This window comes from Winogradskyella pacifica, from assembly GCF_003386275.1.
In the GTDB taxonomy this organism is placed as follows: Bacteria; Bacteroidota; Bacteroidia; order Flavobacteriales; family Flavobacteriaceae; genus Winogradskyella; species Winogradskyella pacifica.
Window position 1 is genome coordinate 117600 of the sequence record NZ_QREI01000001.1, and the last position, 25614, is coordinate 143213.

The window sequence follows — 25614 nt, forward strand, 5'->3', positions numbered from 1 at the left end:
CATTTAATTAAAAATTGACACTAAAATACTACGTTATAAACTATAACTCAATATCTTCAATATCATTCCAATGCGCCTTGTTTACAACAGTTCCTTTGTTTAATATGATGATTCCAGGATTTGCACGCACAATGGTTTTAACTACTTTTTCGTCACAGAGATAAATATCGAAATTAAAATTATATTCTGCTTTTGCTTGCGCTTTATCCGCAGCACCAGATGACGATAAACCAATTACAGTATAGCCTTTTTTAATAGCCTCATCTGTAAACGATTTCAACTTTGCCATACCTTCTGCTTCGCCTTTGGTGACGTTGTACATGGTTACCATTACTAATTTTTCTTGTTCTAAGAAATACCCTGTTAAATCTTCTTCATCAGATTCAATAGAAAAATCTTGAATGGCAGGAATATACCCTTCGTCTATAGTCTTAGTTTCTACTCCAACATACTCACCATCTACACTAGGATAACTTCCATTGGTCACAAACTCTTGCTCTTCTCCATTGACATTAAATGTCCATGTGTATTCTAAAATTGGTTTTTGAGCATCTTCAGGAATCGCCATTTCTTCAGATAAGTTTTTATCAATCGCATAGGCTCTAAAATCTATAGATGGCAAATGCATTAATACATGATACCCAAACCAAAGCGACACAACAAAACTCAATAGTGCAATCACTGTTGTTGGCAATTTAGAAAATAAAGGTTTAATGTGTTTTACACCGAAAAACAAAATTAAAGTAAGCACTAATAGCACCACATCTTTGGTAAAGCTTTCCCATGGTGTTAATTTTAAGGCATCACCAAAGCAACCACAGTCTTTTACTTTATCGAAATACGCCGAATAAAACGTTAGGAACGTAAAAAAGACAATCATCAATAACAAACTCCAAACTGTGAATTTAGGTTTATAGCCAATTAATAAGAAGACTCCTAAAACGACTTCAAAGACCACAACAATAACTGAAATACCAAGGGCATACGGAATTAGGAATTCCAAATTTAAAACATCAGACCCAAAATATTCTTCTAGTTTGTATGAAAAACCAAGCGGATCATTCAGTTTTATAAACCCTGAAATAATAAATAATATTCCTGTAAAAATTCTGCTAAGATGTACAATGTATTTCATAAATATTTTAATTCCAAAAATCAAAAACTAAATTCCAAAAAACTTAACATTCAACTTTATTGTTCTACTTCAATTTGTTTATAATGGCAGAGAGAATTTTCTTAAGTTCGCTCGCTTCTAAAATTAATTCTTCAATTCTGTCTTTATGAGTTTCGTTTAATTCCTTTAAAAGCTTCAGCCAATACTCACTTTCTTTTGCCTCTTTTCTAGAAATTCTTAATCGAAACTTTAAATCTTTATCCCCTAACTTTTCATTAGCTTCAATATAATTTGCCCCAACTGAACCGGACGATCTCACCAATTGCTTACAATCTTCTAAATTCGGAATTGTATTTTGATCATTGCTTTGATTCACCTAAGTGAATTAAAGCAAAAATCGCATAATTAATCATGTCTTGATAATTAGCATCAATACCTTCACTTACTAGTGTTTTTCCTGCATTGTCTTCAATCTGCTTTACACGTAATAATTTCTGTAAGATTAAATCCGTTAACGAACTTACACGCATATCTCTCCAAGCCTCACCATAATCGTGATTTTTATCGAGCATTAATTGTTTGGTGAGTGCAATTTTTTCATCGTAAAGTTTAGCCGCTTCTTCAGTGTTTAAATCGGGTTGTTCTACCACTCCTTTTTCTAACTGAATTAAAGCCATTAAACAATAATTAATAATACCGATAAATTCACTTACCTCTCCTTCATCTACTTTTCTAACCGCATTTTGTTGCAATCCTCTAATGCGCTGTGCTTTTATAAAAATTTGATCGGTTAAAGATGGCAATCTTAAAATGCGCCATGCACTCCCATAATCACTCATTTTATTTACAAAAAGCGCTCTACATTTAGCGATAACAGCATCGTATTGTTTTGAAGTATCTTGCATCTATTACGTTATAATTTCCGTAAATTTCGCATAAATAAATTAGAAGTTCAAAGTTTGGGGTTTAAAGTTTTCTTAACGCCTTTTTTAGAGTAAACATGAATATAAATTGTAAAGGAAAATTAATCAATTTATCCACACCAAAAGTGATGGGTATATTGAATGTTACGCCAGATTCGTTTTTTGATGGTGGAAAATATAAAGATGAAACGGCTATTTTAAATCAAGTTGAAACCATGCTAAACCATGGAGCTACTTTTATTGATATTGGTGGTTATAGTTCTAGACCAAATGCTGATGCTATTAGTGAGGAAGAAGAATTAAACCGCGTCATTCCTATCATTAAATTAATCTTGAAACATTTTTCGGATACTTTAATTTCTATTGACACCTTTAGAAGTGAGGTTGCTAAACAAAGTATTGAAGCAGGAGCTGCACTAGTTAATGACATTTCAGCAGGAAAGCTCGATGAAAACATGCTTTCTACAGTTGGAAAATTAGGCGTGCCTTATATAATGATGCATATGAAAGGGAATCCCAAAACCATGCAACAGCATACAACATATACTGATGTAACTAAAGAGGTGATTGCTTATTTTGCAGAACGTATCGCAGCGGCACACCAAGAAAAAATTAATGATATTATTATTGATCCTGGATTTGGTTTCGCAAAAACAGTAGACCAAAATTTTGAATTACTCAATCAACTCGAATTGCTTCAACTTACCGACAAACCTATTTTAGCTGGTGTATCTCGAAAATCTATGATTTACAAAACGTTAAATTCAACATCTGAAAATGCCCTCAACGGCACCACTGCGTTACATATGGTGGCGTTACAAAAAGGTGCGAAAATTTTACGTGCACACGACGTCAAAGAAGCGATGGAATGTGTAACACTTTATAACCAATTGAAATCTAATTAACCCATGCGCTATATTTATCTACTTATTATTTTATGCTGTTTTAGTTGCAATAACGAACGCCTTTTATACTTGCCTGAAATTGAAAATGCCGAAATCACCGAAGTCTTAGACGTGTCACCTGCTTATATTTTTTATGATGAAACAGAACTAGATTCTACATTATTGAATCGCAAAAATTTAATTAGCACAACCAATTGGTTAGTGAATGTAGATAAGCGCTTAACCTTAAAACAAGCGATTCCTAAGATTATATTGATGCAAGAAAAAAAGCGAAATGCTAAAATGCACAAAAACGAGAATGCTAAAAATTATTTTACATGTAATGATACGAGTATTGGGAGTTTGGGGTTTATTGAATTTACGGATGTGGTATTTAAAGAAAAAATCAAAATTGATACGGTCTATCATAAATACAACATGCCTACCGAAGAAAACTTGAAAAGAGTTGCAGGTTTCCATGCCAGCTCAACAATTCCATTAATCTTTAAAGACAGTAATCACTTCGAAATTGGTGAACAAGAATCAAAAATCTATGAGTTAAAAAATAAACTCAACAAGTTGACGGAAATTAATTTTATCGGAATTCATTTACAACTCTACTTCGATGAGAATTTATCATTTCAAGATTATATAACTATTAGAAGAAAAATTAATTCTTTAACATCAGATTTAATTTCGGTGGATTTTAACGAATTCATTTATTAAATAATAAAAAGATTTATACGTTTTGAAAAAACACCCCTAAAGTCCCCTCAAGGGGACAACGGACAAATTAAACGTTCTTGGATTGTCCCCTTGAGGGGACTTTAGGGGTATAAATATTTTAATATCGAAAAAGTAAATGAGCTAACAATTATTATTTTTACTTACGTACTTAACATAAATTACTAAATTAGCAGAAACACCAGCCTTTTGGAAAACTTACAACTTTGGGATTTTAGATTTATAGACTTTGTGGATGTCTTCCTTGTGGCTATCCTACTCTATTACATCTACAAGCTTGTAAAAGGTACGGTTGCCATCAATATTTTTATTGGTATTCTAATCATTTATTTTGCCTGGCGATTAACAGATTACCTCAATATGCACATGCTTTACAGCATTTTTGATGGTTTTATGAAAGTTGGTATTATCGCTTTAATCGTCGTATTTCAACCCGAAATTAGAAAGTTTCTTTTAATGGTAGGTTCTACGAATATTAGCGGAAAGCGAAATCTGTTTAAAAACTTTAAGTTTCTTAAAAACGACGACCAAACCACAACCGATGTGGATTCTATTATTAATGCTTGTAATAAAATGGGAGCGTCTAACACCGGAGCTTTAATCGTTATTGAGCGTAACAACAATTTAGATTTCTTAACAAACACCGGAGATGAGATGAATATTTTAGTGTCTCAGCCCATTATAGAAAGTATCTTTTTTAAAAATAGCCCATTACATGATGGCGCCATTATTATCGATAAAAACGTGGTAAAAGCCACACGTGTTATTCTTCCTGTTAATAACGAGAAGAATATTCCGGAACGTTTTGGTTTACGTCATAGAGCTGCCATTGGTATTACAGAAAAAACAGATGCCATTGCACTTTGTGTGAGTGAAGAAACAGGTCAGATTTCTTATATTAAAAATGGAGAATTTGAAATGTTTAAAAATACGGACGAACTTAGAGATAAAATCAAACACGATTTAGGTTAGTGAACTGTAAAAATTGTAATAACACGCTTAAAGCATCACAGAAGTTTTGTGATGAATGTGGCGCGAAAATCATTCAAAATCGCTTAAAACCACAAGTATTAGCACAACAAGTTAATGAGCAGTTTATTTCTATAGACAATAAATTTCTTCGCACATTCATTGATCTTTTTAGACAACCAGAAACTGTAATCGTGGGTTATATTAATGGTACTCGAAAAAAGTATATTGATGTCCTTCAATATTTTGCAATTGCTTTAACATTAGCTGGTATTCAGGTCTTTTTACTTACTACATTTTTTAGAGACGCCTTAGATTTTACGCCAGAGTTTGCTAAAGCAATAGAAAACATGCCAGAGAAAAACATCAATTCTATGGCAGGTTTTAATCCCGATTTCTTCACAAAGCATCAAGGTTTAATATATATTTTGGGTGTTCCGGTTTCTTCATTAGCAACTTGGCTAGTCTATTTTATTATTGGAGATAAGCGCTTTAATTTTACAGAACACCTCGTTATAAATCTTTATTATTCAGCTCAAATCATCATAATAACAGCTGTATTTAGCATATTGTTCTTAGTTATTGGTATGAATTATCTAATCGTATCAACTATTCTTGGCTTACCTACTTTTATCTATTTAGCATACGTATTAAAAAAAGTATTTAAAGAAGATTTTTGGAATACAGTTGCTAAATTTTTAATTGTGATGGTTTTTTATATGGTTATCTATTTTATCCTAATTATAATCGCGGCTATAGTTTTATTTTTTAATGGTTATTTTAAAATTTAAATTATGAATTGTAAAAACTGCCACACAGAGCTATCAACAAAAGATGATTATTGTAAATGCTGTGGTGGTAAAGTGATTAGAAATCGTTTGACTTTCAGAAATCTTTTTGAGCATATTAGTGAAACGTTTTTCAATTATGATAACAAGTTATTGCGAACTTTTGTTCAACTTTTTAAACAACCGGAAGATGTTATAGATGGTTACGTAAATGGTACACGAAAAAAACACGTTAATGTCATTAGCTATTTTGCATTAGCCATAACCATATCTGGGTTTTACCTTATAATAGTTAAAAAATTCTTTCCCGAAACCTTCGATTTTTCTCAAATGACTATTTCTGGTCAAGAAGAGTTTCAGAAAAAGAATATGTCATTTATTGAAGAGTATCAATCCATACTAATGATGCTATATGTGCCTTTGTATGCTTTAATGGCTCGGATTACATTCTTCAATATCAAAAAATACAACTACACAGAGTTGCTTGTTGTTTTTATGTATATACAAGCATAAATATCAATAGCCAGTGCAATAGTCATAATTACTTTAGGAGTCTTAGGAATAAGCTCAAGCATTGTTGGAATGCTTATGGTGCCATTAATGATCATCTATTCAGCATACGTTCTTAAACGACTATTAGAACTTAGCACTTCTGATATTATAGTTAGAACATTATTGTTTTTTGTTGTGTTAGGAATAACCTTCGTTATTATTACAATAATTCTGTTTGTTGTATTGTTCTTCACAGGTGATTTACAAGAAACATTTGGACCAGCCTTTGAAGCTGGCAAAAAAATAGGAGAAGAAGCTTCTAAAGCAAAGTCAGCAAATTAAGCCACTTCAACCTTTAAAAACTGAACTTCATAAAGATTTTTATAATAACCTGCTTCTTTTTGAAGGAGAGATTTGTGGGTTCCGATTTCAACAATTTCTCCTGCATCCATCACTATAATTTTATCAGCCTGCTGTATCGTAGCTAATCGGTGAGCAATTACAATTGAGGTTCTTCCTTTTGTAATTTTATCAGTAGCATCTTGTATGAGTTGCTCAGAATAGGAATCTACAGAAGATGTGGCTTCATCCAATATTAATATACTAGGGTTAGTCACATAAGCTCTTAAGAAAGAAATTAATTGACGTTGACCAGAAGATAACATGACACCACGTTCTTTAACATTATAATGATACCCATTAGGAAGACTAGAAATAAACTCATGAATTCCTATTGCTTTAGCAGCGTTTACAACATCGGCTTCTGTAATGTTAGGATTATTAAGCGAAATATTATTTAAAATAGTATCTGCAAATAAAAACACATCTTGTAACACTACTGCAATTTGGCTTCTAAGCGAGCTTAAGGTCATGTCCTTAATATCGATATCATCAACTTTTATAGTTCCTGAATTGATTTCATAAAAACGATTCAATAAATTAATAATAGTAGATTTTCCAGCTCCTGTTGCCCCAACTATAGCAACGGTTTCACCAGCTTTAACATTAAACGAAATACCTTTAAGAACTTCTTCATCTTTAATATAAGAGAATCGTACATCTTCAAATGAAATATGTCCTTTAAAATGACTGGCTTCAATAGTACCAGAATCATCAATATTAGAGGTTGTATCTAACACTTTAAAAACACGATCTGCAGCGACCATTCCCATTTGAAGCGTATTGAACTTATTTGCGATTTGGTTTAAAGGTCTAAACAACATTGGTATAAACATCGTAAAAGCAATTAAATCTCCCAATGTTGTACCTGCATTTTCAGAAATAGCATTAAAACCACCTACCAAAATAACCATCGCCATTGTTAATGACGCTAAAAACTCTGCAATAGGAAAGAAAATAGAATTATACCAAACCGTTTTTAACCATCCTTTTTTATGACGTTCATTAATAGCTTTAAACTTTTTATATTCAGTAGTTTCACGTGTAAACAATTGTAATATTTTCATTCCTGTAACACGTTCTTGAACAAAAGAATTCAAATTTGAAACTTCCGTACGCACGTCTTCAAAAGCAATTTTCATATACTTCTGAAAAATCTTAGTGGCGAATAAAACTATTGGCATTGTAACAAAAACAATAAGGCTCAATTTTAAATTAATAAATGACATAAATCCTGCGACTACAATCATTTTTAAAATGTCACTAAAAATCATGAATAAGCCTTCACCAAAAATATCAGCAATACGCTCCATATCTGTGACAGCTCTTGTTATTAAAACACCAACTGAAGATTTATCGAAATAGGTCATTTTAAACTTAAGCATGTGCTTAAATAATTTCACCCTAATATCTCTAACCACAGATTGTCCTAACCAACTTGCATAATAGATAAAAAGCAATTGGGATACAACTTCAAAAATTAATAATGCAAGCATTATAACCATGTAAATTACAAAGCCATTATACTCCTTATTTGCAATTTTAACGTCAATAGCCTCTTTTAAAACATAAGGTCTAAAAGCACCGAATACCGCCAAGCCAACAACACAAAACAATGAAATAATAAAAACCGTACGGTACGGTTTTATGTATTTCAACAATCGTGTAAACAACGATACATCAAATATTTTTTTCTTTTTATCTGTCATACTTATTTCCCTAAAAACTGGGAACCTCTTCAATTTAATTTTCTATTCTTATCGTTTTAGGATACACTATATTTACTAAATACAGGCCATGTGCAGGAACTGAAAATCCGGCTTCACTCCTATTCTTTGAAGCAATAATAGCATGCAATTCCTCAGGTTTCATTTTTCCTAAACCAATATTAACCATTGTACCAACAATGGCTCTAACCATATTTCTTAAAAACCGATCCGCAGTAATTGTAAAAACAAGTTGCTCATTGATTTTTGTCCAATGTGCCTCTTTTATATCACAATTATACGTTTTTACATCAGTATTCGTTTTTGAAAAGCATTGAAAATTTTTATACTGAAATAAGATTTTACAAGCTTCATTCATCGCTTCAAGATCTAAAGGTGATTGTATTTGGTAGGCAAAATCGTAATTAAATACATTTTTAGACGTCGAGATTTTATAGTTATACGTTCTACTTTCCGCATAAAACCTAGCATGTATCTCTGGCTTCACTTCAAAAACAGAAGTGATTGCCACATCTTTTGGTAAAAATGAATTCAGTTTATAGATGATATCTATAGACTTAAAATCTCCATCATAATCAAAATGCGCAAACATTTGTGAAGCATGCACCCCAGTATCTGTTCTACCTGCTCCCATTATAGATATTTTAGTATTCAAAATGGTAGAAAGCGCCTTTTCTATTACTTCTTGTACAGAAATAGCATTGGGCTGATTTTGCCAACCATGATATGCTTTACCATTATATGATAACTCTAAAAAATATCTCAAAAGATTACATTATTTTTGCTTCGGAATCTACAAAGATAACTTTATTCCTGCGAAGGCAGGAATCTCCTTAACAAAACATTAGAGATATAAACCTTCTTTTTTCAGGAAAGAATACAGGAAAACATACTGAATTAAGTTCAGCGTTATAATGAAAAAAATACTCCTATTATCAGACACACACAGTTACATCGACGACGCCATTCTTAAACATGTAAAACAGGCTGATGAAGTATGGCACGCAGGCGACATCGGAGATTTAGAGGTTACTGATCAAATTAAAAATTTAAAACCTTTACGAGCTGTTTACGGTAATATAGACGATGCTAAAGCACGAACTGAATTCCCGCTTCATAACCGATTTATGTGCGAAGATGTTGACGTTTGGATAACTCATATTGGTGGTTATCCTCCAAAATACAACAGCAATGTTCGTGATGCATTAGTTGCAAACCCACCAAAATTGTTTATAACAGGGCATTCTCACATCTTAAAAGTAATGCCAGATAAAAAATTAAATTTAATTCATATGAATCCTGGGGCAGCTGGAAAACATGGGTTTCATAACGTGCGGACGATGTTGCGGTTTAAAATTGACGGTGCAGCAATTAAGGACTTAGAAGTTATAGAGTTTGAAACTAGGTAATTTTGAGATTAAATTACTTTTTAGCCCCCCTTGCACTATATATCAATCCCAAAAGAGCGGTTCCTACACCTATAAATAGTGACGTTCCCATAGTAAATGAAGCCAATTTATATAGTAAGAAACTTAAAACTAAAGCGGCTAATACATGTAAAACAACTTGTTTTCTCATTTATATCGTTTGTTAACTGAAGGCATTTACAGCCTTCAACTAAATTACAAAATTTTCTAAAACAAATATATTTTTCACTAAAAGACAAAAAAAACCCAGACGGCAGCGTCTGGGTTTTCACACTAATACTACTAAGATTTTAGGTCTATCGTAATCGATCTACAGATTTCACGAGATCTTCATCCTTTTTAATAGCCTTGTTAGCCAAGACTAAACACACAATAGAAAAAATAGGAAGAAGAATCCCAATACCTTTCTCAGAAATGTTAATTTCTCCAGATAAGCTTAGCGATTGATATACAAAGATTCCTAGTAAAATAAAGTTTAATATTATATTAAGTCGTCCCAAAACAAATTGAGATTTCCTGTCTTTAAATCTAAATATTGATGTCAAAGCTAATAAAGCTGAGCCTAAAAACAAACCTAAATACAAATAATTATCTAAAGCATATACTTTTGCTCCTTCATTGTCCGTCCATAAATGAAAAACAAAGATTAAGCCTGCTGAAATTATAACAGCTAAAAGTAAATATAGAGTTTGAATGCGTTGAATCATATCTTTTATTAAAAAAGCTCTGCAAAATTAGGAGTTTATTTTTTAAAAAGATAGAAATTATTTTAAAATAAAATTGTATTATTGCAATAGAAAGAAGTAACGTACTGAGTTGCATCCGCCTAATCTTCCAAATTAATCTCACTTTTTTTCTTTTTATTTCATCTAGAAAATATTGAATTAATAATATCAAAATTATAATACATATACAACATATAGAATGTTTGAAATTTCTCAGTTAAAGGCTAAAAAACTTCCTGAATTACAGGAGATAGCAAAACAACTAAACGTACCTAAATACCGTACACAAAAAAAGCTAGACTTGGTTTATCAAATTTTAGATTACCAAGCAGCTAACCCTAGTGCTGTAAAGGCAAAGGTAGCAACTGAGACATCAGTAGCAACTGAAGCAAAGGAGACTAAACCAGCTCCAAAACGCGCTAGAGTTCCACAAAAACCTAAAGAGAGTGAAGAGCAAAAATCTATAGAGTTTGCTGACAAGAAAGAAGACTCTAAAGCAAAGCCTCAAGTACAAAACAAACCAAATCCTCGTAAACCCCAAGAGCGTAAGCCACAGGAAAATAAACCGCAGGATACTAAGAATAAAGAGGAAAAATCTAATACAGAAAAACCTGTAAAAGAGAAGCCTCAGAACAAACCACAAGAACAAAAGAAACCTAATCCTCGTAAAGATGATAAACGTCGTCCACAAAACGATAGGCAACCACGTTCTAAAGATGGTAATACTCATGGTAATAATTCAAAAAGCAATGGTAATAAAGATAGCAGAAATCGCTATCGTGAGCCAGATTTTGAATTCGATGCTATTATTGAAAGTGAAGGTGTTTTAGATGTTATGCAAGATGGTTATGGATTTTTAAGATCCTCAGATTATAACTATCTATCGTCTCCTGATGATATTTATGTATCTCAATCTCAAATTCGTTTATTTGGACTTAAAGTTGGTGATACTGTACTAGGAAATGTACGTCCACCAAAAGAAGGTGAAAAATATTTCCCTTTAATTAAAGTTAGCAAAATTAACGGTCAATTGCCTAATGTGGTAAGAGATAGAGTTGCTTTTGAACATTTAACACCACTATTTCCACAAGAGAAATTTAATATTGCCGAAAAGCAAGCAACAATTTCTACACGTATTATGGATTTGTTCGCACCAATTGGTAAAGGACAACGTGGTATGATTGTATCGCAACCAAAAACAGGTAAAACAATGTTACTTAAGGATGTTGCCAATGCTATTGCAGCGAATCATCCTGAGGTTTATCAAATGATTTTATTAATTGATGAACGTCCTGAAGAAGTTACAGATATGCAACGTAATGTTAGTGGAGAAGTTATCGCTTCTACTTTTGATAAAGAAGCACACGAGCATGTAAAAATTGCAAATATCGTTTTAGAAAAAGCAAAACGTTTAGTAGAATGTGGACACGATGTTGTGATCTTATTAGATTCTATTACGCGTTTGGCAAGAGCTTATAACTCTGTACAACCAGCATCTGGTAAAATTCTTTCTGGTGGTGTTGATGCTAATGCTTTACACAAACCAAAACGTTTCTTTGGAGCTGCACGTAACATTGAAAATGGTGGTTCTTTAACTATTATTGCTACAGCATTAACAGAAACTGGTTCTAAAATGGACGAAGTTATCTTTGAAGAATTTAAAGGAACTGGTAACATGGAACTACAATTAGATCGTAAGATTTCTAACCGTCGTATTTTCCCTGCTATCGATTTAACTTCATCAAGCACAAGACGCGATGATATTTTATTAGATGCAACTACAATACAAAGAATGTGGGTGATGCGTAAGTATCTTGCAGATATGAACCCAGTTGAAGCTATGGAATTCATTAATGACCGTTTTAAGCAAACAAGAAACAATGAAGAGTTCTTAATTTCTATGAATGGCTAATAGCCTGAATATATAAAACTAAAAAAACCTTGAAATTAGCTTTCAAGGTTTTTTTATGCTTTTTTTTTTATTTGAATTAAACCCTAGGTTTATCAATACCTCTATCGTACATCACTATACTACCTGCTACCGACACATTAAGACTTAGTTGGGATTGGAATTTTATTAAAAAATGACTTTTTTCAATCGCCTGGTTAGACAAACCATGATCTTCTGCTCCTAATAAATAAACACAACGTCTAGGATGTTTAAACGTTTCTAAAGGCACAGCTTCTTCTGTTAACTCTACTCCAACAAGCCTTGCTCCTTTAGGGATATTATTAAAAAACTCTTCAAAGGTATCATAATGAAAATAGGGCATGGACTTCACTGCATTGTGCGTATCGCACGCCTGTTTAGCATAACGATTTCCTATTGTAAAAATAAAACTCGCCCCTAAATTTTGAGCAGATCTCCAAAGCACCCCAAGATTTTCTGGTGTTTTTCCATTCTGAATTCCAATTCCGAAGAATTCATTTGTAAAATTATCATTCATGACTCAAAAATAAAAATTTGAATTATTTTTTGATTCAAAATCATAAAAAAAAAGAGGTTGTATAAATATTTTAATTAATATTTATACAACCTCCATCTGATATATATTATGCTGTTACAGCTAACTTAATCTTTATAATATTTTACATACATTTAGTATAATACATTTCTAACTTATGTCAGCTTGAGTGCAGTCGAAGAATTAAATCCCTATAAGTTTTCGACTGCGCTCAATGTGACCTTTCTCTCTTCATTCTTTTTCAAATAGTCAATTTTATTAGTATATATTATGCTGTTGCAGCTAACTTAATGTTTTGTTTATACTCAATTGGCGAGCAATTATATTGCGCTTTAAATATTTTAGAGAAATAACTTCTACTAGAAAACCCAAGAGAATATACAATCTCCGAAATATTTAAATCTGTGTTTTTAATTAGCTCTTCAGATTTTTTAACTCTCACCGATCTGATAAAATTATTTAACGTTTTACCATGCATCAGTTTAAATCCTTCTTGAACTTTAGCAGGACTTATAGAAATCTTTGCTGCTAATTCTGTAACACTCAAATTGGTTTCAGGAAAATTATTAATGAAATCTGATAATTCTTTTACTTGTTTTAATTCAAAACTAGTTAATGATCCTGTAGGGTTTTGAGAACTTTTTACATCCATTGAGTGTTGTTCTATTTCCATTGCTAATATAAAGTTTACTAAACCTTGAATTAATAATGTTCTTACAACACCATCTTGTTTTATAGCCTTTAATTGCTTAATATTTTCTGCAATTTTTAAGTTATAAGAACCTACATAACTATAATCTGCTGTGTTCCCTGAAATGAAAAGTTCTGAAACCATATTATTTATATGGTGTTTAGCTGAACTCTTCTCAGACGTGTTAACCGAAATAATGGTAGAGTTAACATAGATATCTTTAAAGAAGCTGATATGGTTTTCACTAGTTTCAATATTAGCGGAAATACCTGTTTGAAATGTCTCCACAATGTTTGAATTCCTATCATTATTGAAAGAATGTTTTAATTTTCCTTCCGAACAATATAAAAAGTTTACAACTGATCGTTTTGAGCTTTCAACTACGAACGTTACGTCTTCTTTAAATTTTACATCAAACTCTATAAAAACTGTATGTCTCTCTAATTCTATACCTCTAATTATCCCTACGCCTAACTCATTATCAATTTTTAACTCAACCTCTCTTCGGTTTGTTGTAAAAGTTCCACCAACTTCATTATTTAAAGCGTGAAACATAAATTGTAAATTATTTGCTTTAATCTCTATAGTTTTCATATGTGTTTGTTTTTTGGTTAGACAGTAATTTTATTAGTCTTAAGTAGGATGGTAATCTTGTAAGTTTAAAAGGTCTTTTTGGAGCTTACTATAGCATTCAATTTTGAATACTCCAGTTCTGAATATGCAACTTCAATTTTGCGTTTTGGAAAAATTCTTCCAACTCTAGCAAATTGCTTTTGTAAGTGTTTAGATGATATTTTCATGGTGTGATGGATTAGGTTAATTTTCTTATGTCAAAGTAACGAACTCTTTAGGCTTACTGTGTTATACAATTCCCTAGCTTTGTTATATTATTCCGAATTACTGTTAAACAAAACTTAAAAAAGCGCTAATTAGATGCCCAAAAAGTTAGACATCAGCCTATCAAAAGTTGAAGCTACACTTATAACATAGCGTAAATAGACATCGCTGAGAAATAGAAAAATGTACTTAAATAAAAATTTGAATTGAGATAACCTTGAATAAGGTTTCTGTTACTCCTTAGAATTATTTCTATTAACCACTACAAGTAAAATAATAGCCAATATTAGTAATAAGTGAATGACGGCAGATAATGCATAGACAAAAAATCCAATAGCCCAAAGGATAACTAGTAATACTAAAAAAGCATAAATAAAAGTCTTCATTGTAGAAAAACGATTTAATTAAGGGCATCAACTTTATAGGGAAATTTGCTTCAAACAATTTTAAAACAAACTTTAAGCAATTATAAAATGACGGTCAGTTCTTAACAAATATGCTCAATTAGAAATAGAGCATGTTATACAATTTCAGAAAATGTTTATACTATTTTAAAAACGGCAAGTAAATAATAAATGAGGCACCAGCATTGGGCATACTTTCCGCCAAAATAACTCCCTTGTGGTTTTCTACAATCTTTTTGCAAATTGCTAAACCGATACCGGTACCAGAATATTCAGATTTACCGTGTAACCTATTAAATAGTAAGAAAATCTTATCGGCATACGTTTGCTCAAACCCAATACCATTGTCCTTAAAGGTAATCTTATGGTGAAACTTATATAACGAGTCTTTAATCTCTTCTACATCCTTAGAGAGCACCTCTTGGTGTGTAATTTCGATTATTGGCGGAACTCCTTCACGACTATACTTTAATGAATTACTTATTATATTAATAAATAATTGTTGAATTTGAAATGAAATCACATCCATTGTCGGTAAATCATCACAAATAATTGTAGCTTGTTTTTCTTCAATGCTATCTAAAAGCTCTGTTTTAGCATGCTCTAATAGCATATTCATATTTGTTCTTAAATACTCTTTTTCTGATGTGTTTGTTCGAGAATATTGTAACAAATCCTCTATAAGCATGCGCATTCTGGCAGATGCAGATTTCATTCTTTGAATATAAAGTTGCCCACTTTCGGAAATATGATCCTTTTCTTTAGCCTCTAATCGCGACATAAAGGTCTGAATTTTTCTTAGCGGCTCTTGTAAATCATGACTCGCAACATAGTTAAATGCAGACAGTTCTTTATTAGTACGTTCTAATTCTTGGTTGCGCTGCTCAATGATTCGATAATTTTCTAATTCATTTGTAACATCAATAGTGACACCAAACATTTTTTTATCACCTTCTGTATCATCCATCATTTTAGAATAAGCCTTTAAGTGTCTTATGGTTCCATCTTTATGAACTACACGATACGTTGTAAAAGGCAATTCCTCTTCTCGCATCATCATATTAATTTGCTGCCCCAAATGATTAATATCCTCTTCGTGTACGTATTTATAAAAATTCTCTAAAGTCGGCTCAAAACTTTGTGGTTCTTCACCTACCAAACGGTATAAATTATCTGAAAATTCAAATTCATTGTCTTCAATATACCAGACCCAAGTACTGGTATTACTCACAATTTCAGATTGCTTGGTTAATTTTTCAAAAATTTCTAATTCAATATTATTCTCTTTAAGAGCTTTTAAATCCTTACTCATTTTAAAATAAGCCAATAGAAGAATAACTAACGTAACTATTAGTAGGCCATAAAATAATAAGGGAGTTAAACCTATCTTTTTCTCATTTATCTCTTGATTGTGTGTTAACAGACGTTGCTCTAAATCTAACATTGCAGTGATATCTGCACGAATTCTGTCCATCCTTATTTCACCTTCATGCAGTAAAAATAATAAGTCTTGTGTTAGAATTGTATCATCCTTAGCAAGACTAAATGATTTATCAAAATTGTTGAAGCGCTTCTTAATATCCCCCTTTAACTCTTTAAGTTTTTCTACTTGTTCTCCATTAGATACAATCAGTGTATCTAATTTATGAAGGTTACTAGTTACTTTTTGTAAACTTTCTTCATACGGATTCAGAAATAAAGAATCGTGTGTGAGCAAAAAACCTCTATGTCCTATTTCGGCATCCTTAAGATTAGAAATAATGAGTTCTAGCTCACTTCTTAATGAATAATTATCTTTAACAACTTTTGATGTTTGAGAGAGCTCACTAATATGTTTATATGTAAAACCACCAATACATAAAATAACGAAAAGACCAACAATAAACGCGGTTCTTAGATATCTGCTAGAAGGTGTAGGCATAGGTTATAATCTTAATAAAAAATTGTCTTTATTTAAACCACTGGTTTGATATTGCCAATTGGTTGTTACGACTTCTGAAAGAACTTTTTTAAGCTTTTCAAAATCATTGGGTTTCTTAATGTACACATTGGCTCCTTTAACAAAGGTATTTTCAATATCCTCTTCAGAAGCTGATGTAGAGTATATGGCAATTACCATTTCTCGTAAGCGTTCGGTAGCTTTGATGTCTTTTAAACATTCTAACCCTGATTTCTTTGGCATGTTTAAATCGAGAAACAAAAGGCTTGGAAGTGTATTGTCTCCATCATTTAAATACTCCATTAATTCTATACCATCCTTAAAAAGTAGAACTTTACTTTTAAGTTTCAATTCATCAAAAGCCTCTGTAAAAAACAATCTGTCGTCTTCATCATCATCAGCCAATGCTATATTAATATAATCGCTATTCATACTTACAAAATTAAGGTTAGGTTAATTTATTTGTTTTCTTTTAGCAATAATTCGTTGAAAAGCAGATGGCGTAATACCTGTTGTATTTTTAAACTGCTTACTTAAATGCGCAACACTTGAATAGTCGAGTTTAAAGGCTATTTCAGTGAGCGAAAGCTCTTCATTTGTCAATAATATTTTAGTATATTCTATTTTCTGTAAGATAATAAAATTTTCGATGGACGTATATGTCACTTCCGAAAACAGATTAGATAAATAGTTGTAATTCTCTTCTAACTGTTCTGCTAAATAAACTGAAGTCTTAACATTTACATCCCTTTCATTAAAGACCATATCTACAATAACATCTTTAATTTTTTGAATCACAATCTTTTTAGGATCTTCTATAATTTCAATCCCATAATCATTTATATCATCATGAAATCTTTTTAATTGTTCTTCTGATACCTTGGCCATCAATTCTATTTCACCAAATGCAGTTTGTTGATAATTGAATTGGTGTGCTTCTAACTTTTGCTTTAAAACCGTGTTGCAAACCTTAGTAAAATCAAATTTTAGTAATAATTTCATGTTGTAGTATTGTTCTTTAGGTTGAACGCTTTAATCACTATTCAAATTTAATATTAAAATTCGCATATTTCACTATGTTATTTTTGTGAATTATTAAAATATGAAGAATAAATAATTACTTCTACAACTAGAGACTTTTAAGAATGCAAAAAAGCCGATTATGATAATCGGCCTTTTCTTGTGATAAAATTTTAATTACTCAATTAAAATTCTGAATAATTAAATTTTTGACCACCGATTGAAACATCAGCCATTGCACCAGCTTTAGATTTTGCAAAAATGACAACACCATCATTATAATTGGCATTTTTACTAGCTCCTTTATCTACTATAACAGCTTTTGCTTCAGCAGAAAACTCAAAGTTTCCTTGCTTAAACTCGTTTAAAGCATCTTCAGTTTCAAAGAATATAACTTGCATATAGGCTTCTCCTCCTGCTTGCAGACCGACATCTAATTTTTTCAGATCAGCCATTCCTACTGGAACTCCATTTTCATAAACAACACCATTACCTGAAGCTGCCCCTATAATTAATGCTCCTTCCCCAACATTTGGAAATACAACATAACCAGAGGAATTACTAAAAAATTTCTCTAAGCCAACATCATAACTCTTCAATGTTGAGATTGCTTTTTCGGCATCCTTCATAACACGTTTATCATCTTTATTCTGAGCAAATGCAAATACGGTTACAAACATTAATGCCATCGTTACTATAGAATTTCTAATTTTCATAATTTTAAATTTATTGGTTAAACATTTATTTAGAGAGAGTATGAAAACAAAACAGCTTTAACCATCTCTAAATTTCTTATTGTAAAATTAGGCGTATTAGGCATTCTTAATTAATGCAATACAATTAATTATTGATGCTATTGATGATAGTATAATTATAGGAAGACATGAAAGGAAGTCAAAAAAAAAGGCCTTCGATTTCTCGAAAGCCTTGTCTTACTTAGTAGCGGGAACTGGACTCGAACCAGTGACCTTCGGGTTATGAGCCCGACGAGCTACCTACTGCTCTATCCCGCGATGTTAATCAAAAAACGATTTTCTTAGCTTTTAACTTTCGGTTCATAATGCCGACATATCGTTTTGGGACTGCAAAGATAATACTTTTTTTAGAATACCAAAGTATAAACAAAAAAATAACGCTCAAATATTAAATTAATTTGAGCGTCACTAAATATTATCTATAACTATTGCTTAATTTTCGTCTTCTTCCTCTGCATCTAATGTCGCTAGTGCACTGTTTCTATTGACATCATCTAAGTCAAAGTCTACAATATTTGGGAACTTCGCCTTCAATGCTGCGAAATTGCCTTTAAATTGATTTTGTCCTAATAGTAATGTTTTTAAATTAGTCAATTGTGCTAGTTCGCTTGGTAACTCACCATAAAATGCATTATTTGATAATACTAATTCTTCTAACTGTGCTAATCCTCCTATAGTTGAAGGTATTGTTCCTAGTAATCTGTTATCGAAAACGCTTAAAACTTTTAAGGATTTTAAATTAGATAAATTAGAAGGAAGATGACCTATTAATTGATTACTACTTAATATTAAACTTTCTAATTTTGTTAGCTTCCCTATTGATGAAGGAATCTCACCTACAAAGTCATTATTAAATAACTCTAGTGACTTTAATTTTCCTAAATCCCCAATATCAGTAGGAATTTCACCGTTAAATACATTAGAAAATAATTTTAACTCTTCTAAGTTAATCATACTCACTAGGGTGTTTGGTAATTCACCACCTATTTTATTAAACGATAAATTAAGAGATTTTAAATGTGTTAATTTTGAAATTGATTCTGGAAGTGTTCCATTTAAACCATTAAAACTTAAATTTATGGCTACAACATTTTCATTGTCTAGGGTTATTCCATGCCATTTTGAAACGGGTTGGTCTAAATCCCATGATTGGGTCCAAGAATCGCCATTGGTTGCGTTGTATAAATCTACAAGTGCTGTTTTTTGATCTTTAGAAACTTCTGCAAAAGAGAATATTGAAACCAAGCAGAATAGTAATGTTATTTTTAGTGTCTTCATAGTGGTTGATTTTTTGTGGAGGGACACAATAACAGCACGAATATAACTACTATCACCACGAACTGCAAATTTTTTCGACGAACTACACGCTCACAAAACGCAAAACGCTAAAAATTAATACATTAAGAATTTTTATTGTTCGATGTTTTCATATTGAAAACTTACAATTTCTTGATTGTTTATATCTATTGAAAGTTGAATGGGATTACAACAAATTTCGCAATCTTCAATATAGCTTTGACGGCTTTGAGATAAATCAATCAACATTGAAATTTGCTCCCAACAATAAGGGCACTGAAAAAAATGTTCTTCCATAACATCTACAGTTCAACATTCAATAACTCCCCACTAATTTGAAGCACTTCTAACTCAGATAGTTTAGCAGAAAACTTAGCCTGATTCCGACTTAATTCAGCATTAAGAAGGTTGACTTGCGCTTGTCTAAATTCAATAGAATTAACTTGTCCTATTTTGAATTTTTCTTGTGTACGGTCAAAATTATTCTGAGCCGTTTTAATATTCTTTTCCTGAATATTATAAATTTCTAATTTATTCTGGTAGTTATCCCAAGCATTATTAAAGTCACGTTCTATACTGAGTAAGATACTTTCTTTTTGAAGCTTTTGCGTTTCAAGATTTACCTTAGCATTTCTCACTCTCGTTATAGTAGATCCACCATCAAACAAATTCCAACTTAAGTTTAAACCTGCGGACAAGCCTGTATTTGTAGAAACTGCCAAAAGTGCTACGGCATTATTATCATTCTTATTCCAACCATAAGCACCCGATAAACCTATAGTTGGCAAATATGCTGATTTACCTGAATTAATATCGAGCTCACTAATTAAAATATTTTTTTCAGTTTGAAGCAGTGCGACATTACGTGTTTTCGCTTTTTCAAATAAACTATCTTTTTGAAACTGAAGTGTAAACTCTACTTCTGTCTCAACATTAAAATCATTAGAATATGTTTCTCCCAATACTAATTTTAAGTCGCGCTTAGCCGTTTTTATATCTTGCCTTGTATTAATAATATTGATACTGTCGGTGTTAATATCAACTTCCGCGTTTAAAACTTCTAATTTGGTGTTTTGGCCGTATTCAAATTGATATTCAGCTCTTATCAATCTATCTTTTGTATTATTCAACGTTTCTTCTAAAGCGTTTAAATTATCCGAAAGTTGAGCCACATTATAATACACAGAAAATAACTGAAGTATGGTCGTTTCTATAGTTTGTCTAGCTTGTAATTCTGATAATTGGTATTGCTCCTTTAATCGTTTATAATTATAACGCCTACCTAAGCCATCAAATAATGTGTAATTCAGACTCAAACTGGCATTATAATTTGAACTTTCGGCTCTATTTAAGACCGCATCTGGTCTTCCGTCTGAAAATTCAGCTTCTGTATTATCTAAATTATAGTTTGCGCCTGCGTTACCAGTAAGGGTTGGCAGAAAGCCTGTATTAAGAATACTGGTATTATTCTCAGCAACTGTAACCGCATTCTTTGCGATTTTTACTCCGTAGTTATTATCTAAAGCTGCAGAAACGGCTTGCTCTTTTGTTAACACCTCTTGTGCTTGCAAACCAAGACAGCATGCAAAAAACAAAATGGTAAGTTTGCTTTTAGTGATCATTTGCTTCATTTTGTTCTTTTATGGCACGTTCTACTTCTTCTTTGGTAATCTTATTTCCTGTAGCCAACCATTTACCATTCTGTTTAATACTGTTACTAAACGATAAAAATAAAGGCAGTACCAACAAGGTTAAAATAGTAGCATAAGCAATTCCGAAAGAAATAGAAATTGCCATAGGCTTTAAAAACTGTGCTTGTCTACTTTTTTCTAATAGTAAAGGCGCTAAACCTGCAACAGTAGTTAATGATGTTAAGAAAATAGCTCTAAAACGTGACTTTCCGGCTTCTGATAATGCCAAATCGAAAGTCATCCCTTCTTTTAAATTACTATTAAACTTTCCTATTAGAACCAAACCATCATTCACCATAATACCAATCAAAGCAATAATCCCTAGAAGTGATAAAATATTAACCTGAAAACCTAACAACCAATGTCCCCAAGCTACAGCTGTTAAACTAAATGGAATTAACAAAAGGAGTAAAAACGGTTGCGAGTAACTTCTAAATGTAAATGCAATAGTGATATAAATTAATATTAAAATAATAGGACCAGCAACACCTAAAGAACCAACTAGTTTGTCTTTTTCTCTATTCTGCCCTTCAAAAGAGGCATTAATAGTTGGATATTTAGATTGCAATTGTGGAATAAAAACCGTTTTAATATCCTCTAAAATATCTGTATTACTCGTACTTGGATCTTTTAAATCGGCATAAACCTGAATCTCTCGTTTACCTTCTAAGTGATTAATTGCAACATCTCCTCTTGCAATACTATAACTAGCAATATCTTTTAGAGTCACACGCTCTCCTGTTGGAGTTACAATTCGCATGTCATCTAAATCGTTAATAGAACTTCTATTTTCTCGGTCGTAACGTACCCAAACTTTAATTTCATCTTGTCCACGTTGAAAACGTTGTGCTTGTGATCCAAAAAATCCTGAACGAATTTGAGCCATTACCGTTCTTAAATCGAGACCTAATAAATAAGCACTTTCTTTGAGTTCTAATCGTATCTCTTTTATACCAGCAGGATCATTATCTCCGATATCTTTAAGTAAAGGGTTAGTTTCCAAGTATTTTTTCAGTTCTAATTTAGAAGCTTTAAGCTCTTCAATATTATTACTTAATAACGATACAGACACAGGACTCCCCCCAAAATTACCGCCAGAACCATAGATAAGGCGTTCTGTTCCTATTACTGGGCCGACCAATTCTTCTAATCTCTTAGTTACTAAGTCTGCTTTTATTTCGTCTGGTCGCTCTTCCCCTGGTAAAAGGTTAATTCTTAATCGTGCATTAGAGCTATTACTAATATCAACGATTGTGTTTTCAAATAGTTGTTTTCCGGTGCCTTTTAGATATTTCTCTGTCAATTCTTCATTAACGATAAATGATTTTTCTTCAATTAAAGAAATTATAGAATCTGTAATTTTCACATTCGTACCTGCTGGCATTACCAATTCTATATTAGCAGAATCACTCGCAATTCTCGGAAATATAGTGACTCCAATAACACCCCCACCTAGCGAACCAAGTGTTAAGACTAATAAGGCAACGAATATACCTAGTGATAAAATTTTAAAATTTAAAACAAAGTTTAAAGTCGGAGTATAAACTCTATCCCTTAGATAAGACATAAATCGATCTCCTGCCTTATTAAGGTTTTTCATAAAAGAGAAAAACTGTTTTATTTTTGAAGGGTTTGCATCTACTTTCTGAGCTCTTAGCGCTTTAGAATGTGCTAAATGCGCTGGTAAAATTATAAGCGCTTCTATTAAAGACACAATAAGCGTTAAAATTACAATTACAGCAACCTCACTAAAAAACTCACCTATTCTACTATCTAAAAAGAAGAATAATGAAAAGGCTAAAACCGTTGTAATAATTGCGGATACTACAGGTGGTATTACCTCCATGGTACCATCTATCGCAGCTTGAATTGGTGATTTCCCTTTTTCGTAATGCTGATAAATATTTTCTGCAATTACAATGGCATCATCCACCAAAATACCAATAACGATAATCATTCCAAAAAGTGATAAAACATTAATGGTAACATTAAATTGAGATGCAAAAATAAACATACCCAAGAACGAAATAGGCAAACCAAAAGCAACCCATAGCGCTAATCTTGTATTTAAAAATATAGATAAAAACAGCAATACCAATAACATACCTGCAATGGCATTTTCGGCTAATAGTTGTGTCCGCTGATTTAAGGTAATTGATCTATCATTAACAACTTCTAATTGCACGTTGTTATACATTTGGTTGTACCCTTCAATGTATTCATTTACCTTGTCTGCAGAAGAAATTAAATCTTCATTATTAGTACTTGTAACTGCAATATTTACAGATAAATTCTGATTAAAGTAAGTCGCGTTTGGTGTTTCAGAAAAACGATCGCGAACAATTGCCACATCTTTTAATCGAATTACTTTTCCATCAGAAGACGCTCTTACAATAATATTTAAGAGTTCTTTACCATAATACTGTCTGTTGTTAGCTCTAATTAAATACTCTTCAGCAACGGTTTTTACATTTCCGCCTGTCACTAAAATATTAGCATTACTCACTGCCGAAGCCACCTCCTCAAAAGTTAGGTTATAAGCCAACAAGTCTATTTCATTAACCGCTATTTCTATTTCCTCTTCAGGAAAACCAGACAATTCAATTTGAGAAATACCTTCAATTCCTCTTAGATCGGTTTCAACTTGCCGAGCCAATTGTTTTAAAGTAACCAAAGGAATATTCTCTCCGCTTATAGCAAAAGAAATGGTTTCTCTTACAATTTCTTGTTTTGAAACCACTAAAGGCTCCATACCTGTAGGGAATGATGGTACACGATCTACCGCATTCTTAACTTCTAGAAGCATGAAGTCTATATTCTCCCCTTTCTCAATCTCTACGGTTATGGATCCGCTGTTTTCTAACGACTTAGAAGTAACTCTATCAACACCTTTTAGACCTTTTAAGTTATCTTCAATTTGAAGTACAATTCCTTCTTCTATTTCCTGAGGTGAAGCACCAGGATATGTAATACTAACAGTAATAATTTTTGTTTCAGTAAGAGGAAAGAAAGATGACTTTAAAGACAAAGCCCCAATTATACCAAAAATAACAAATGCAAGAATTAATACATTTACTGCAACATGATACCTTATAAAATATTCAATTATTTTTCTCATTATTGAATAGAGTCAGAGGTTTTATCACCATTACTTGCAGCTTTCACATGCATACCTGCGTAGGCACCAGGAACTGGTTTTCTTAAAATTATAGTTCCGTTTGGAACGTCTCTTAAAACGACACTTGTATTAGAAAAATGGGCTGGTTTCACGGCTATAACATCAAGTAAACTATCTTTAATTATATATATTTCTTGACTATCTAATAACAAGTTTCTGTCAATCTCAATAGCATTTTCAACCTTTTCTGCATTCAAATTTGCTTCAAGATACATTCCTTCCTTAAGATCCGAATGTTCAACGGCAATATAAGCAGTAATGGTTTGTGTATTTGCATCTATACTTCCGTTAACACGCGACACTTTACCTTCATAAGTCTTGGTATTATCTAAGCTTGTTAAAGCAACGTTCTCACCCACTTTTAGTATATCAGCAAAAGACTTGCTAACAGCAACTTCCATTTCGTAAATTGAAGGATTTATAAACTCACCTAACTTCTGACCATTTCTGACCAACGTCCCTTCTGTAACTAAGGCTTCTGTTAATATCCCCGAGAATGGTGCAATAATTCTATATTTTGTTAAGCGTTGCTCTAGGTTCTTTACATTGTAGAAAGCGCTTACAATGCCTCGACCAGTGATGAAGTAATTTTCTTTTTCTCCTGAAATTTCAGGTAATTTTGGAGTGGTTTTATTTAAATCAAATCCATTTAAATAGGTTTGCCATTTTTGGAATACATCAGGAAAATCTAAACGTAAATCGGGCATTATAGCTGCAATACTATTATACAAATCACTTTTTGCAGATTGCACACTAGCATAATATTCTGATGCATCTAAGCGAATTAATGTTTCCCCTTTGTTGAATTTCTGACCTGGCTTAAATAGCTTTGAACCTGTTAAAAACAATCCCTGAACTTCAGAGTACAACTCCACCCGTTGCATAGCAGTTAAGTTTCCATTTGCAGCAATCACAATGGGGATTGTGCTGTTTTTCACAGTATCTACGAGTACTGTTTTAACAACTTTTGGTATTACAGGTTTCGGTTTATGCTTATTATCTATAAGATAATTTGCAAAAATGATTGCACCAATTATTAATGCAACTCCTAAAACGGATAAAATAATTTTTCTTAACATAAGCACGTTGGTCGTCAATAATTTACAAAGCTAACTTTAAAGCCAACTGAAGCCGTTAAAAAAATCT

Annotated in this window: 27 protein-coding genes and 1 tRNA gene; 8 read left to right on the forward strand and 20 right to left on the reverse strand. The window is 32.1% G+C overall.

Going from position 1 to position 25614, the window contains the following annotated elements; all coding sequences use genetic code 11:
- Nucleotides 1-40 precede the first annotated feature (40 nt).
- From DFQ09_RS00540 to DFQ09_RS00550, 3 genes are all read right to left on the reverse strand, one after another.
- On the reverse strand, nucleotides 41-1135 hold the full coding sequence (locus DFQ09_RS00540; RefSeq protein WP_115807645.1) for a BT_3928 family protein: 1095 nt from the start codon (nucleotides 1133-1135) through the stop codon (nucleotides 41-43).
- A 64-nt stretch (nucleotides 1136-1199) separates the two neighbouring features.
- Complete coding sequence (locus DFQ09_RS00545) at nucleotides 1200-1490, reverse strand: four helix bundle protein (RefSeq protein ID WP_115807646.1); 291 nt, start codon at nucleotides 1488-1490, stop codon at nucleotides 1200-1202.
- Nucleotides 1474-2019, reverse strand: coding sequence for a DUF1599 domain-containing protein (locus DFQ09_RS00550; protein WP_115807647.1), 546 nt, complete (start codon nucleotides 2017-2019; stop codon nucleotides 1474-1476). The genes DFQ09_RS00545 and DFQ09_RS00550 overlap by 17 nt, the downstream gene beginning before the upstream one ends.
- A gap of 95 nt (nucleotides 2020-2114) precedes the next feature.
- Between DFQ09_RS00550 and folP the strand changes: the two genes are divergently transcribed.
- The 6 genes from folP (at nucleotide 2115) to DFQ09_RS00580 (ending at nucleotide 6256) form a co-directional block, all read left to right on the forward strand.
- A complete protein-coding gene (folP, locus tag DFQ09_RS00555; RefSeq protein ID WP_115807648.1) occupies nucleotides 2115-2942 on the forward strand; it encodes a dihydropteroate synthase in 828 nt (275 codons plus the stop codon).
- A 3-nt stretch (nucleotides 2943-2945) separates the two neighbouring features.
- Nucleotides 2946-3647: a hypothetical protein gene (locus tag DFQ09_RS00560; protein WP_147298301.1), complete on the forward strand. Its 702-nt coding sequence runs from the start codon at nucleotides 2946-2948 to the stop codon at nucleotides 3645-3647.
- Between the two features lie 207 nt (nucleotides 3648-3854).
- Nucleotides 3855-4637 (forward strand): diadenylate cyclase CdaA, encoded by a 783-nt coding sequence (cdaA, locus tag DFQ09_RS00565; protein WP_020896432.1) that lies wholly within the window; start codon nucleotides 3855-3857, stop codon nucleotides 4635-4637.
- Nucleotides 4637-5425: a DUF3667 domain-containing protein gene (locus DFQ09_RS00570; RefSeq protein ID WP_115807650.1), complete on the forward strand. Its 789-nt coding sequence runs from the start codon at nucleotides 4637-4639 to the stop codon at nucleotides 5423-5425. Before cdaA ends, DFQ09_RS00570 begins: the two co-directional genes overlap by 1 nt.
- A gap of 3 nt (nucleotides 5426-5428) precedes the next feature.
- Nucleotides 5429-5935 carry a DUF3667 domain-containing protein gene (locus DFQ09_RS00575; protein WP_115807651.1) on the forward strand — a complete coding sequence of 169 codons (507 nt, stop codon included), beginning with the start codon at nucleotides 5429-5431 and terminating at the stop codon, nucleotides 5933-5935.
- Between the two features lie 87 nt (nucleotides 5936-6022).
- A complete protein-coding gene (locus DFQ09_RS00580; RefSeq protein WP_115807652.1) occupies nucleotides 6023-6256 on the forward strand; it encodes a hypothetical protein in 234 nt (77 codons plus the stop codon).
- On the opposite strand, the gene DFQ09_RS00585 is transcribed toward DFQ09_RS00580, so the two are convergent.
- Together DFQ09_RS00585 and truA are read right to left on the reverse strand one after the other, a co-directional pair.
- Nucleotides 6253-8022: an ABC transporter ATP-binding protein gene (locus tag DFQ09_RS00585; RefSeq protein ID WP_115807653.1), complete on the reverse strand. Its 1770-nt coding sequence runs from the start codon at nucleotides 8020-8022 to the stop codon at nucleotides 6253-6255. The two genes, DFQ09_RS00580 and DFQ09_RS00585, sit on opposite strands and share 4 nt — an antisense overlap.
- Nucleotides 8023-8056: 34 nt before the next feature.
- Nucleotides 8057-8806 carry a tRNA pseudouridine(38-40) synthase TruA gene (truA, locus tag DFQ09_RS00590; RefSeq protein WP_115807654.1) on the reverse strand — a complete coding sequence of 250 codons (750 nt, stop codon included), beginning with the start codon at nucleotides 8804-8806 and terminating at the stop codon, nucleotides 8057-8059.
- A gap of 148 nt (nucleotides 8807-8954) precedes the next feature.
- Here truA and DFQ09_RS00595 point away from each other — a divergent pair, with 148 nt between their 5' ends.
- A complete protein-coding gene (locus tag DFQ09_RS00595) occupies nucleotides 8955-9449 on the forward strand; it encodes a metallophosphoesterase family protein (RefSeq protein WP_115807655.1) in 495 nt (164 codons plus the stop codon).
- A 13-nt stretch (nucleotides 9450-9462) separates the two neighbouring features.
- On the opposite strand, the gene DFQ09_RS18800 is transcribed toward DFQ09_RS00595, so the two are convergent.
- Nucleotides 9463-9618 carry a hypothetical protein gene (locus tag DFQ09_RS18800; protein ID WP_181897122.1) on the reverse strand — a complete coding sequence of 52 codons (156 nt, stop codon included), beginning with the start codon at nucleotides 9616-9618 and terminating at the stop codon, nucleotides 9463-9465.
- Between the two features lie 145 nt (nucleotides 9619-9763).
- Entirely contained in the window at nucleotides 9764-10174 is a 411-nt protein-coding gene (locus DFQ09_RS00600) for a DUF4293 domain-containing protein (RefSeq protein WP_115807656.1), read from the reverse strand.
- A 217-nt stretch (nucleotides 10175-10391) separates the two neighbouring features.
- Here DFQ09_RS00600 and rho point away from each other — a divergent pair, with 217 nt between their 5' ends.
- Nucleotides 10392-12104 (forward strand): transcription termination factor Rho, encoded by a 1713-nt coding sequence (gene rho, locus DFQ09_RS00605; RefSeq protein WP_115807657.1) that lies wholly within the window; start codon nucleotides 10392-10394, stop codon nucleotides 12102-12104.
- Between the two features lie 76 nt (nucleotides 12105-12180).
- Here rho and DFQ09_RS00610 read toward each other — a convergent pair whose 3' ends face one another.
- From DFQ09_RS00610 to DFQ09_RS00670, 13 genes are all read right to left on the reverse strand, one after another.
- Nucleotides 12181-12639 carry an RNA methyltransferase gene (locus DFQ09_RS00610; protein ID WP_115807658.1) on the reverse strand — a complete coding sequence of 153 codons (459 nt, stop codon included), beginning with the start codon at nucleotides 12637-12639 and terminating at the stop codon, nucleotides 12181-12183.
- Between the two features lie 286 nt (nucleotides 12640-12925).
- Nucleotides 12926-13942 (reverse strand): helix-turn-helix domain-containing protein, encoded by a 1017-nt coding sequence (locus DFQ09_RS00615; protein ID WP_115807659.1) that lies wholly within the window; start codon nucleotides 13940-13942, stop codon nucleotides 12926-12928.
- 476 nt (nucleotides 13943-14418) lie between these two features.
- Nucleotides 14419-14571 (reverse strand): lmo0937 family membrane protein, encoded by a 153-nt coding sequence (locus DFQ09_RS19035; protein WP_115807660.1) that lies wholly within the window; start codon nucleotides 14569-14571, stop codon nucleotides 14419-14421.
- Nucleotides 14572-14731: 160 nt separating this feature from the next.
- A complete protein-coding gene (locus DFQ09_RS00625) occupies nucleotides 14732-16510 on the reverse strand; it encodes a CHASE3 domain-containing protein (RefSeq protein WP_115807661.1) in 1779 nt (592 codons plus the stop codon).
- Between the two features lie 3 nt (nucleotides 16511-16513).
- Nucleotides 16514-16960, reverse strand: coding sequence for a response regulator (locus DFQ09_RS00630; protein ID WP_115807662.1), 447 nt, complete (start codon nucleotides 16958-16960; stop codon nucleotides 16514-16516).
- A 21-nt stretch (nucleotides 16961-16981) separates the two neighbouring features.
- A complete protein-coding gene (locus DFQ09_RS00635; protein WP_115807663.1) occupies nucleotides 16982-17530 on the reverse strand; it encodes a helix-turn-helix domain-containing protein in 549 nt (182 codons plus the stop codon).
- Between the two features lie 203 nt (nucleotides 17531-17733).
- Entirely contained in the window at nucleotides 17734-18264 is a 531-nt protein-coding gene (locus DFQ09_RS00640) for a lipid-binding SYLF domain-containing protein (protein WP_115807664.1), read from the reverse strand.
- 224 nt (nucleotides 18265-18488) lie between these two features.
- A tRNA-Met gene (locus tag DFQ09_RS00645) sits at nucleotides 18489-18561 on the reverse strand.
- Nucleotides 18562-18735: 174 nt separating this feature from the next.
- Entirely contained in the window at nucleotides 18736-19581 is an 846-nt protein-coding gene (locus DFQ09_RS00650) for a leucine-rich repeat domain-containing protein (RefSeq protein WP_245940289.1), read from the reverse strand.
- Between the two features lie 132 nt (nucleotides 19582-19713).
- Entirely contained in the window at nucleotides 19714-19896 is a 183-nt protein-coding gene (locus tag DFQ09_RS00655) for a CPXCG motif-containing cysteine-rich protein (RefSeq protein ID WP_115807665.1), read from the reverse strand.
- 5 nt (nucleotides 19897-19901) lie between these two features.
- A complete protein-coding gene (locus DFQ09_RS00660; RefSeq protein ID WP_115808394.1) occupies nucleotides 19902-21221 on the reverse strand; it encodes a TolC family protein in 1320 nt (439 codons plus the stop codon).
- The gene (locus tag DFQ09_RS00665; RefSeq protein ID WP_115807666.1) at nucleotides 21211-24408 is read right to left on the reverse strand and encodes an efflux RND transporter permease subunit; all 3198 of its coding nucleotides are present in this window, start codon (nucleotides 24406-24408) and stop codon (nucleotides 21211-21213) included. The genes DFQ09_RS00660 and DFQ09_RS00665 overlap by 11 nt, the downstream gene beginning before the upstream one ends.
- Nucleotides 24408-25547, reverse strand: a complete 1140-nt coding sequence (locus DFQ09_RS00670; protein ID WP_115807667.1) for an efflux RND transporter periplasmic adaptor subunit — start codon at nucleotides 25545-25547, stop codon at nucleotides 24408-24410. The genes DFQ09_RS00665 and DFQ09_RS00670 overlap by 1 nt, the downstream gene beginning before the upstream one ends.
- Between the last annotated feature and the right edge of the window lie 67 nt (nucleotides 25548-25614).